Annotated in this window: 13 protein-coding genes; 3 read left to right on the top strand and 10 right to left on the bottom strand. The window is 30.5% G+C overall.

Features of this window, described 5'->3' with window-relative positions; all coding sequences use genetic code 11:
* Positions 1-135: 135 nt before the first annotated feature.
* Positions 136-327, top strand: coding sequence for a hypothetical protein (locus FBR08_RS17005; protein WP_233266154.1), 192 nt, complete (start codon positions 136-138; stop codon positions 325-327).
* Entirely contained in the window at positions 257-571 is a 315-nt protein-coding gene (locus tag FBR08_RS16660; protein WP_233266155.1) for a DUF3408 domain-containing protein, read from the top strand. The genes FBR08_RS17005 and FBR08_RS16660 overlap by 71 nt, the downstream gene beginning before the upstream one ends.
* 79 nt (positions 572-650) lie before the next feature.
* On the opposite strand, the gene FBR08_RS16665 is transcribed toward FBR08_RS16660, so the two are convergent.
* Positions 651-1,121, bottom strand: a complete 471-nt coding sequence (locus tag FBR08_RS16665) for a JAB domain-containing protein (protein ID WP_158963193.1) — start codon at positions 1,119-1,121, stop codon at positions 651-653.
* Positions 1,122-1,580: 459 nt separating this feature from the next.
* Here FBR08_RS16665 and FBR08_RS16670 point away from each other — a divergent pair, with 459 nt between their 5' ends.
* Positions 1,581-1,910 (top strand): hypothetical protein, encoded by a 330-nt coding sequence (locus FBR08_RS16670; RefSeq protein ID WP_158963194.1) that lies wholly within the window; start codon positions 1,581-1,583, stop codon positions 1,908-1,910.
* Between the two features lie 48 nt (positions 1,911-1,958).
* Here FBR08_RS16670 and FBR08_RS16675 read toward each other — a convergent pair whose 3' ends face one another.
* The 9 genes from FBR08_RS16675 to FBR08_RS17040 all read right to left on the bottom strand — a co-directional run bounded on the left by FBR08_RS16675 (position 1,959) and on the right by FBR08_RS17040 (position 9,614).
* A complete protein-coding gene (locus FBR08_RS16675; protein WP_158963195.1) occupies positions 1,959-4,526 on the bottom strand; it encodes a prolyl oligopeptidase family serine peptidase in 2,568 nt (855 codons plus the stop codon).
* A gap of 6 nt (positions 4,527-4,532) precedes the next feature.
* Positions 4,533-5,270, bottom strand: coding sequence for a hypothetical protein (locus FBR08_RS16680; RefSeq protein WP_158963196.1), 738 nt, complete (start codon positions 5,268-5,270; stop codon positions 4,533-4,535).
* Complete coding sequence (locus FBR08_RS17010) at positions 5,260-5,580, bottom strand: RagB/SusD family nutrient uptake outer membrane protein (RefSeq protein ID WP_233266156.1); 321 nt, start codon at positions 5,578-5,580, stop codon at positions 5,260-5,262. Before FBR08_RS17010 ends, FBR08_RS16680 begins: the two co-directional genes overlap by 11 nt.
* A 14-nt stretch (positions 5,581-5,594) precedes the next feature.
* On the bottom strand, positions 5,595-5,882 hold the full coding sequence (locus tag FBR08_RS17015; protein ID WP_233266157.1) for a hypothetical protein: 288 nt from the start codon (positions 5,880-5,882) through the stop codon (positions 5,595-5,597).
* A 156-nt stretch (positions 5,883-6,038) separates the two neighbouring features.
* Positions 6,039-6,587 carry a RagB/SusD family nutrient uptake outer membrane protein gene (locus tag FBR08_RS17020; protein ID WP_233266158.1) on the bottom strand — a complete coding sequence of 183 codons (549 nt, stop codon included), beginning with the start codon at positions 6,585-6,587 and terminating at the stop codon, positions 6,039-6,041.
* Positions 6,588-7,011: 424 nt separating this feature from the next.
* On the bottom strand, positions 7,012-7,395 hold the full coding sequence (locus tag FBR08_RS17025) for a hypothetical protein (protein WP_233266159.1): 384 nt from the start codon (positions 7,393-7,395) through the stop codon (positions 7,012-7,014).
* 14 nt (positions 7,396-7,409) lie between these two features.
* A complete protein-coding gene (locus FBR08_RS17030; protein ID WP_233266160.1) occupies positions 7,410-7,712 on the bottom strand; it encodes a hypothetical protein in 303 nt (100 codons plus the stop codon).
* 373 nt (positions 7,713-8,085) lie between these two features.
* Positions 8,086-8,844 (bottom strand): SusC/RagA family TonB-linked outer membrane protein, encoded by a 759-nt coding sequence (locus FBR08_RS17035; RefSeq protein WP_233266161.1) that lies wholly within the window; start codon positions 8,842-8,844, stop codon positions 8,086-8,088.
* Between the two features lie 35 nt (positions 8,845-8,879).
* Positions 8,880-9,614, bottom strand: a complete 735-nt coding sequence (locus FBR08_RS17040; RefSeq protein ID WP_233266162.1) for a TonB-dependent receptor plug domain-containing protein — start codon at positions 9,612-9,614, stop codon at positions 8,880-8,882.
* Positions 9,615-10,124 lie beyond the last annotated feature (510 nt).

The raw sequence follows: 10,124 nt of genomic DNA on the forward strand, positions 1-10,124 counted from the left end.
CAACGATCAAACACACAAATTGACTGTTAATAAAACCTTTATACAGTTTGATGTCTTAAACATTGGAATTGCAACTCAAAAGGTAGCATAACATTTAACTAATAACATAAATAAACAGATATAAAATGAGTAATTATGAAAGAAGAATTTAAAAAGAAACGTGCTATTGACGAAGAAGCTATGATGGCACTAATGGTTGATGGACTAAGACCTAATGGATTTACAGAGGCTGAACTCAATGCTCCTGGTATAAGAGATGAAGAGGAAGATACTGTGGATGAACCAAAAGAAAAAAAGACGTGTAAAAAAAGAACAGAACTCTACTAAAGAATGCGATTCAACAAATTATGAAGAAGTCTTTTTTAAAGATGTCAAAAGCACAGCACGTCATGGGAAATCGGTGTATATAGATACTGGGCATCATAAGGTACTTTCTCGTATTGTTCAGGTCATCGCAGAAGATAAACTTACTATCTATGCTTATTTATATAATCTATTAGAACATCATTTCAATGAGTTCGAACAACAGATAACCACAAGCTTTAATGAAAAGAACAAACCTATTTTTTAAGTATTTCAATAAAATACTAAAGAAGTAAAACTGTAAAAGTACTTTTACAGTTTTACTTCTTTAAAAAAACAAAGGCACCTTATAAGATGCCTTCATCTGCAAAAGAGTAGTAACTCTCTACTGTTATAATTAAATGATCTAAAAGATTAATATCAAGTATTTTACTTGCTTCTTTAATCTTTCTTGTAATTTGTCTATCAGCATCACTTGGAGCTAATTTCCCTGACGGATGGTTGTGTATAAGCAAAAATCCCACAGCGTTCGCTTTTAAAAGAGCGGAAAAAATGATTCTCAAATCTACTATTGTACCTGTTATTCCTCCTGAGGAAACTTCTAATACTCCAAGTACTTTATTGTTGTTTGAAAGCATAAGGACTTTAAACTGTTCTAATAATTCAATCTTATTACCATCCCACGCTTTTAATGCTATTTGATAAGCACTGTAAGAAGATGTAATCTGAGGTCTCTGTGAAGCCTTTACTTTTGATTTGTAAATTAATTCTACTTCTGAGGCGATAAGCCATTCTTTGTTTAAAACTTTAGTTTCCATACTATTAAATTTTTAAATTAATTATGGAACCACAATTGGTAATGGCTTAGCGAGCGCAAGCAACGCAATAAAGCGCAGACTTTAGTCAAGCATTTATGGGGGAATTTCTTGTTAGCGAACCGCAAGGCATTGCCTAACTTTGTGCTATTATTAATAAAAATAATACTCTACTACTTAAATGATAGAATTAATTATACTATGAAAATATGCGGAAAACACGTATTGTTTTGAATTACAAAGAGTTGTAAGTTTACCTCATAGAATTTTTTCATGATTATATTTTTTTTAGTTGAAGCTGTAATACTATACTTTGTACACGTATAGTAGGGATAGAAAAGTTCGATTTAGGGTAGCTACATAAATCGACTACGGTGAATAAGAGACATAGATTAACTTTAAAAGACGACCATTTTTATAACAGACACGAGATTTGTTATATAATTTAAAAACGATAACATTATGAAACATTTGATAAAAAACCTACTTATGCCATTTGCCGTTGTTGCAATGCTAAGCGTAGGTGCATTCACAATGAATGCTAGTAATAAAGCTGATAATAAAATTGAAGCTACAAAAATTGCTGAATCACAAACACCATACATTGGTACATTACACTATAAGGTAGGAAGTACTTATCCAATAGCTACTATTGTAGATAGAAAAGACTGTACTTTGGATGAGACTACAGTTGCTTATTATGAAGAAGTAAATAACCAGCAAACAAGAATGTATGGTTGGGATTCTAATTTAAATGATTACAGGCCACTTTTTGAAATTACAGAATTGTAAATATTAAGTAAAAACGGAGAGCACCTATGTTTTAGGTGCTCTCTTATTTTAAAAGTTATCCAAAGGACTCCAAGAAGTATTGTCGTAATTAATTCCCTTTTCTATCCACTTAATTTCTTTTTTATCTCTTAAAAAGTAATCAAACCAATCAATAGTTCTTTTTGTTAAATCTTCGGATTCTATAGGATGATCTAATCCTAAGGCATGATCTATATCTTTGTAAAAAAGAGCAATAGTAGGTACTTGATACCGTTTTAAGGCAATATACATTTTACGGGTATTTTCCCAATATACATTTTCATCTAAAAGACCTGTCCAAAGTAGTATAGGAGTAGTTGTTTTATGTGCATGTAAGATTGGAGAATTAGCCAAATACTTTTCTGGATTTTCTGCATAACTTTGATTAAATGCATATTGAGCACTTTCTGTCATGAACCAATCCGGTATATTTCTCATATTACTATATCTATAGGTAAGCCCTCCTATTAAGTCATGAGCAGCTGCACCACTAACAACCGCTTTAAATAGATTGCTTTGAGTTGCAATAAAGCTACTTTTATACCCACCAAATGAGTGCCCAATAAGTCCTAATTTATTGGAATCAATAGAAGATTCGGTTTGCGTTATGGCTTCAATCCCTTTAGTTATACACTCTAATGCAGATATTCCAGGACCTTGCTCAGAAACATAGGTTTGAGTATAAAAAACAAAATAACCCAGTTCTGTTAGCAAAGGAATATTAAATCCTATTTGACTTAAAAGCGTTGGAACTTCAAAGATGTTGGTATCTGTTCTATTGAAATTATAAGTGTATACAATCATCGGATATTGTTTATTTGAATCAAAATCTTTGGGATAATAAAGTGTTCCTTGTAGCTCTTTTTGATATTTATCTTTAAAAAAGATACTCTTTTTCTTTTTCCAAGAATAAAGCTCTTTAGGAATATCACTTGATAGTAATGTTGAAACCGTATTATTTCTCAATAGCATAATATCAGTTGCTTTATTGTAATTCTCTTGAGTAAAAATAAATGTACTAAGGTCTTTACTGGTAAGACTTTTTAAACTTGAACGAGCTTGTGAAATATTATCATCTTTAATTTCTACTATTGTATCAATTTTGTTTTTATTGATTTTATAAATTGAAGAGACTTGTTCATCACTTGTTAATAATAAGATTGGTTTATTGGTATCTAAAGTATTGTTAATACTGTTATTAGTCAAACTATTTAAAAAAGTAAACTGTGATTGATTGTTTACTTTAAATAGTTTTTGATGGGTGCCCTTTTTCACATTAAGTTTAATTAGAAAATCATTATTTACATAAAAAACAAACTGTGAATTTTCCGACCACATAGGAATGAATCGATACTCTGTATCAGATGTTATTGATATTGTTTTTTTACTTTGGACATCCACTATTTTCCACTGTTTTGAATTGTTATTATCTATATACAAAACATACTTATTGTCTTGAGAAGGTATTAAATATTGTTTACTTCTACTAATAGTTGAGAATAAAGAGTCAAAGTTATCTGTTCTAACAAGTGTGTACTTTATTTTTGCAAAGTAACTATCAAAGTCCTGGAAATCAAAAGGATTATAAGCGAGGAGATGATTGGGTAAATCAATAAATTCATAGTCGTTTTCTCTTGTTCTGTGTAGTTCTACAAGAGTATCACGTTGATAATTATAGACAAAAGCTTTATAAATAATCTCATACTTTCTTCTAAAATTACTAGGAAATAAGAATTTTGAATTCCCATTCCAAATATCAAGATACTCAGTGGCAGGAATCTCCTTATCAGATTTAACATTATACCTGACAAACACATCGTTGTTACTGTAAAAATTGATTTCAAAACGCTCAATTTGTTTTTCGTTCAGTTTTATGGACTTTGCACTATTAGTTGTAGTGTTAACAAGATGTACTGTGTTTTTTGTATCTTTAAATGCAAATACATCTTGCTGTTTGTTCCAATACAGCATTTCTATTTTGTAGTCAAAAGAATCAATCTTTTGATTTTTAAATGTTTGTAAATCAACAACAAAAACCGATTGTTCTGTATCATTTTTCTGGTATACCAGTTTTGTTTTATTGCTGTTTATAAAGTAATTTCCTATTTCCAAATCACTAATTAAAACACGGTCAATCTGTCCTTTACTATTTATTATACTAATTTTTATTTCATTGTTAGAAGATAAAGTGATTAATAGATTTTGATTTTCAACAGCTTTGGTTGTAAACTTTCTTATATTATTGACAAGTAATTTACTTGATGGATATCCAATTTTTTCTATTATGATATCTTGATTAACTTTTCCAACAACAAGATCATTGTAAAGCAAATTATTGGAAACATCTTTTAAGTGAGCAATATCTACTTTTTGTTTAGTTAAAGTATTGATATACAATAAAGAGTCTTTGCTTTTATTGAACTTGTTTTGGTACCTTTTACTGATAAGACCCCACTTAGCATCAGGACTTAATTTACTTGGAAAAACAGTGTTCCATCTATCATCTATAGATAAAGTATCTTGCTGTAAACTGGCATTTGCATAATCAAATTGCAAGAATGCCAGTACTAACAAGATGCTATTTATAATATGTTTCATAACTAATTACATATAAAGATTTACAATGGTATCATTTTGAGGATAAAAACGAATAACATTAGGAGATAAAGACCACACGCTACACATAGATCCTTTTGGTACTTTTATAGAAAATGCACCATTTGTATCTGTTAAATGATAAGTACCTGTCCCTTCAGTATTATTATTAAAAGCTGATCCTACATCGACGTTTTTTAGTGGTTTTTGTGTTTTCTTACTATAAATATTCCCCTTAATTGTAATGAGTTTTTCAGGATCTACAGTTTGTACATGCTTATCCAAGTAATTTTTTAATGTAGGATTATTTTTAACTTGAGCCTCATATTCTTTATTCTTTGGTTCAACAGAGATATTTAGTATTTCATCTTTTGTGAAATCTGTAAAAGTATAAGCAGCTGTGTCCCTTCCATAAATGATATAGTTTGGAATTAAAACAAGAGTATCTGTTTTTTCTATTTGAATTTTATAGTATCCTTTTTTATCTACAAACACCCTTTCATTTTCTCCATAAACTTGTAGTTCTTGGTTTTTCCACACCCATTTGTTCTTTATATTCATGGTTGTTAGTCCAAGTGGTACAGAATCCGTTGCTTTTACAGTCACTCTACCTTGTATTGTTATTTTGTTATCTGCTAGTTGAGATGTTTTATCAAGTGATTTACATCCCATAATTAAAAGAAGCATTAACAATGAATGATAAATAGGTAGACGTTTTGTTATTGATTTAGGTGTATTAGTATCCATTGTTTTGAGGATTAAGATTTTTATTGATTAGTAATTGTTTCTCAGGTATAGGAAAAAGTTGATGAAATTCTCTCCAGTTAGGTTTAGCATCCTTAAGTATCTGTAGTTTTTCAAGTCTTTTTAAAGTAAAGAATCGATGCCCAGATTCAGTGAAAAACTCTTTATTTGATTCAGTAAGATATTGTGTTTCAAATTCTTGTTTTGTAATATTTAGAGGCAGACCATTTAATCCTCTTTTGATTCGTACAGTATTGATTACTTGTACTGCTTCAGAAATTTTGTCTTGTCTATAAAGACTTTCAGCTAACAAAAAGTTGGCTTGTTCTATTCTGAAAAAAACAGAGTACTCGTCAGTATTATTGTTTTGTTTTTATACTTATAAACACCATATAACACACTTTCATTAGATTTCACTTCTTTTATCCAATGCTTAAAACGCATATCGTTAGTGTCAAAAGAATCTATTAGCTTTTTACTTAACACCGTTGTTGTTGGGGTAATTGACGTAAATAGATATAGATTTGCTTCTGGTGTAGCAGCAGAGTTTTGTAGTGGACTGATTTGCCATAGTGTACTTTTTGCAGTTTTCTTGAAAGTTTGGTCAAGATTCATTTCAATGTTGTACAACGAATTATAAACCAGTTTTTGAGCAAGGCTTTCAGCTTCACTATATTTTTTTTGCAGTAAATAATTCTCTACAAGAAGTAACTCCGCAACTGCTTTGTTAACATAAAACCGCTGATTGTCCCTGTATTCATAAAAGAAGTTCTACAGCATGTAAAAATCCTTTTCAATTTCAATCAGTGCTAAATGATACGGTGTTTTGTAAATACTTGTATTAAAGATATAATCTGTTGAAGTTGTGTAAGGAATATCTCCATAGAGTTGTATTAGATACTGATAATGTAAAGCTCTAAGAGTATATGCTTCTCCTAATAACTGATTTTTTATTTGCTTTTCAAAAGCAGATGATTGGCTAACACCATTGATAAAAGCATTGATAGTATAGATGCTTTGATATGCGTTATCCCACCATAAACGGCTACTATTGTTATCTGCATTGATCGTATTTAAGTATAAATCATTGGTAGAAGTACCTAAATAATCTAATTCATCTGTGTAAAGACTAAGACTATATGCTAAACCACTGCTGTTTTTAGAGAGAAAGAACTTATCTCTTATATTGGAATAAATAGTTGATAACACTGCTTTAGTGGTGTTTATATTTTGATACACATCTTTCTCATTGATTTTATTTTCAGGTAAGTCAACTTCAATCATGCTTTCACATGAGGTGGTTAAAATGACCAGTATCAAAAAAAGTAGTTGGGTTATGATATATTTTTTCATGATTTAAAGCTTTAAAAAATTAATTGTATTCCAAATGCATATGTGCGCAAGGGAGGTAAATACCCATAAGTTGCAAATTCTGGATCCATTCCTTTATAGGAAGTGATTGTCCAAAGATTTTGCCCTTGTAGATATATTCGTAATGATTCAATATTTACAGTAGGTATTTTTAAAACATAAGAGACAGATATATTTTTTAAAACGCAGATAAGAAGCATCACTAATAGAATTATCACTATCTATAAAAGCTTGAGTATTACTACTGGAAGTAGGTAAATTTGTATTGGCAGCTATATAAGGCGCATTTAAATTATCGATAGACCAACGCTGTGTCATTTCAAATGGTAAGTTTACGATTGCGGCACCAGGAAGGTTGTATAGTCTATTGATGTTATAGTTCTTTTGTTTTTTGAAATAGAATAAAATCAAGGGTAAAATTTTTGTAAGAGATGGTATTTTGTATCCCTCCATAGAATTTTGGGTTTAGATTTTGAACAAGTACTTTATCTTGAGCATTTATTTTTCCATCATTGTTAAAATCTGTAAACTCATAAAAACCTGTTTGTGGATTAATTCCCTTGTATTGGTATGTTTTAACTATATTCAATGGTTCTCCAATAACATAAAAACTACTTTGTGTACCTTCTTCTAATCCTGGATAAGAAAGCAGTTTGTTTTTAGGAAATGAGATATTAAAGTTAGTAGTCCATTTCCAATCTTTATGTACTATGTTCTGAGTGTTCAAAGTAAATTCCCATCCTTTATTTTCAACCACAGCAGGAGAGTTTGTCAAATAGAAGAAAAACCTGTGGTAGAACCAAGAGTTAGACCAACTAATTGGTCTGTTGAACGGTTGTTGTAATAAACAATAGAAGAATTGATTCGATCTTTAAACAAACTAAATTCTAATGCACCTTCAAGTTTAGTTGTCTTTTCCCATTTGTAATCTGCGTTATAAAGTGATGTAGGAGTTAATCCGCTCTCAGAATTATATGAAGTTGAAACAACACTATAGGTATTTAAGTACGCATAATCTCCTATATTATCACTTCCTGTAACACCATAGCTTCCTCTTAATTTACCAAAGCTCAACCAACTATTACCAGATAATAGTGACTCGTTAGAAAACAACCACGCAGCTCCAATAGCCCCAAAGTTTCCAAATCTATTATTTTCTGCAAAACGACTCGAGCCATCTCTTCGAGCAGTTAAGTTTTAAATATATTTTGTTGCTGTAATTGTAATTTAATCGAGTAAATAAGGCTACATATTTGTAGGTTGAATTATACGTATTTCCTATATATTTTTTGCTTAGCGGAGCCAATATTTCTAATCAGTGATTCAGAAGAATAACCAACTCCTCTAATTTGTGAATTAGTACTGGTAGATGTTTGATAGGTTGTTCCAACAAGAACACTAAAAGATGATTATTAATCGATTTTTTTATATTCTATTTGAGGCTCTACTAATAAGTATTGAATTTTTGATCCGCCTTACTACTTGAGGAATCATCACTTGTTAGTCCATAGATTGGATTGTTAATTGTATAAGGACTAATTTTCCACTCTTCAAAGTTATTATTGGTTAACCCTGTATTTATTTTAAAATAAGTGTTAGATAAAAAATTATAAGACAAATTAGCATTTAAGATTAGCGTATTTGTTTTGTTTTCATAAGTTTCATTTAATTGAGCAATTGGGTTTTCAAAAGTTCCGTTTTGCCAATTAAGATTACCCTTGTCATCATACAGTTTTGGTGCATTAGGCGCCAATTTAATTGCTTGTTGAGTTATATCTGTAACAGAAAGATTATTGCTCTGAGTTGAGTAGGTAGTGGTTGTGTTTATTGCAAGGCGATCATCCTTGCTTCGGTGATTTAAACTAAGTAGGAGGTTATTTCTTTTATATCCTTTGTCTGTTGGAAAAACAGTAGTGTTTTCATTGTGATTAAGATTGATATTAAATAATGTATATTGATTTCCTCCACTTGTGTTTAAAGCAATGTTTTTATCAATAGCAGTGTTTCCTATTAATTCTTTTTGCCAATTGGTATAGCGATTTCTATCCCATGTTCCGTTTAAATCATAAGCATTAATTGGGTAAGAAGTAACACCACTGTTTTTAAATGCTTCTTCACGCATTTGAAGATATTGATCGGTATTCATGATCTGTACAAACTTTGGTACTTTACTAAAACCAGTAGAGGAAGAAATAGTAAAGCGCATTTTATCGCTATTGGCTTTTTTTGTAGTAATTAAAACTACGCCATTAGCCCACGTGAGCCATAAATAGCTGTAGCATCAGCATCTTTTAGTATTTCTATACTTAGAATATCTGATGGATTAATGGCATTTAAAGGAGAGATGTTATTGGGTAGTATTTCCGTTGCATAATTTCCATTGTTCTTACCTAAATTTTCCGAAATAAACGGTACCCCATCAATAATATACATTGGGTTATTCCTTCCAGAATTAGAACTATCTAAAAAGTTACGTCCTCGTATTTCTATATTCATTCCACCTCCTGCGACACCACTACTTTGGGTTATGTCAACCCCTGCAACTCTTCCTTGTATAGCCTGCAATGGATTAACTACAGGTTGAAATTCAATGTCTTTTGCAGTTACACGAGCAATACTTCCTGTACGTTCACGATCTTTAACGTTGTAATATCCTGCATTAACCACAATTTCATCCAGTGTACTACTATCTTCTAAAAGAGTAATATTTAATATAGAACCGTGATAATCTGAATAAGTAATAGTCTGCTGTTTATACCCTATCATTGAAAAAGTAATTTTATCACCTGCGCTTATCTCAATAGTGTATTTCCCGCTTAAATCAGTTGCTGCGACTTTATTGTCACTGGTAGATATGTGTACACCACCAAGAACACCTTGACTGTCTTTTACAATTCCAATTAATTTAATTTTTTGCTTATTATCAGGTAAGGTATTTGGCATTGTAAAATAAGTAATAATTATTTGATACGGCATAGTTTGGATAACAGATTAAGAAACTTAAAAGCATAGTTATCCTGTAACCATAATTGGTTAAAATTTGAGTTTCATAATATTTATAATTGAAGTGATATAAGAGAGCTTTAAATCATTAAGATTATTATTGCCGTAGTATTAGATAAGTCTGTTATATCAAGGGGTTAGTTAATTGAGTTTTAAAACCATCTCCTTTACTCTAAAGCATGTCTCCCAAAATGCGATATAGAGCAAGGAGATAGTCATGGACTTTTATATGTCTTAAAATCCCTTTAAGCCATATTTTGTGTTGTGTGTTTAAGTGCTCACTAATAGCTTAATTCTACATTAACCAATTTAGAATAAACTAAGTAGTAAGCGTTTTTCTCCATAGTGTAATAGTTTTAAAGTGTGATTAATAAATAGAACAGTAAATAAATTCTCTTCATAGCTTTTTACTTACTAACTAATCAATTTGCTCTATTGGCTTAAAAGTGAATATATTGATAACAATACGTTTCAAATTAGTAG

The sequence above is a fragment of the Myroides fluvii genome, assembly GCF_009792295.1.
Lineage (GTDB): Bacteria > Bacteroidota > Bacteroidia > Flavobacteriales > Flavobacteriaceae > Flavobacterium > Flavobacterium fluvii_A.

Coding starts and splice junctions, on each gene's coding strand:
- FBR08_RS17005 (WP_233266154.1), top strand. CDS start 136: ATGAAAGAAGAATTTAAAAAGAAACGTGCTATTGACGAAGAAGCTATG.
- FBR08_RS16660 (WP_233266155.1), top strand. CDS start 257: ATGAAGAGGAAGATACTGTGGATGAACCAAAAGAAAAAAAGACGTGTA.
- FBR08_RS16665 (WP_158963193.1), bottom strand. CDS start 1,121: ATGGAAACTAAAGTTTTAAACAAAGAATGGCTTATCGCCTCAGAAGTA.
- FBR08_RS16670 (WP_158963194.1), top strand. CDS start 1,581: ATGAAACATTTGATAAAAAACCTACTTATGCCATTTGCCGTTGTTGCA.
- FBR08_RS16675 (WP_158963195.1), bottom strand. CDS start 4,526: ATGAAACATATTATAAATAGCATCTTGTTAGTACTGGCATTCTTGCAA.
- FBR08_RS16680 (WP_158963196.1), bottom strand. CDS start 5,270: ATGGATACTAATACACCTAAATCAATAACAAAACGTCTACCTATTTAT.
- FBR08_RS17015 (WP_233266157.1), bottom strand. CDS start 5,882: ATGAATCTTGACCAAACTTTCAAGAAAACTGCAAAAAGTACACTATGG.
- FBR08_RS17035 (WP_233266161.1), bottom strand. CDS start 8,844: ATGCGCTTTACTATTTCTTCCTCTACTGGTTTTAGTAAAGTACCAAAG.
- FBR08_RS17040 (WP_233266162.1), bottom strand. CDS start 9,614: ATGCCGTATCAAATAATTATTACTTATTTTACAATGCCAAATACCTTA.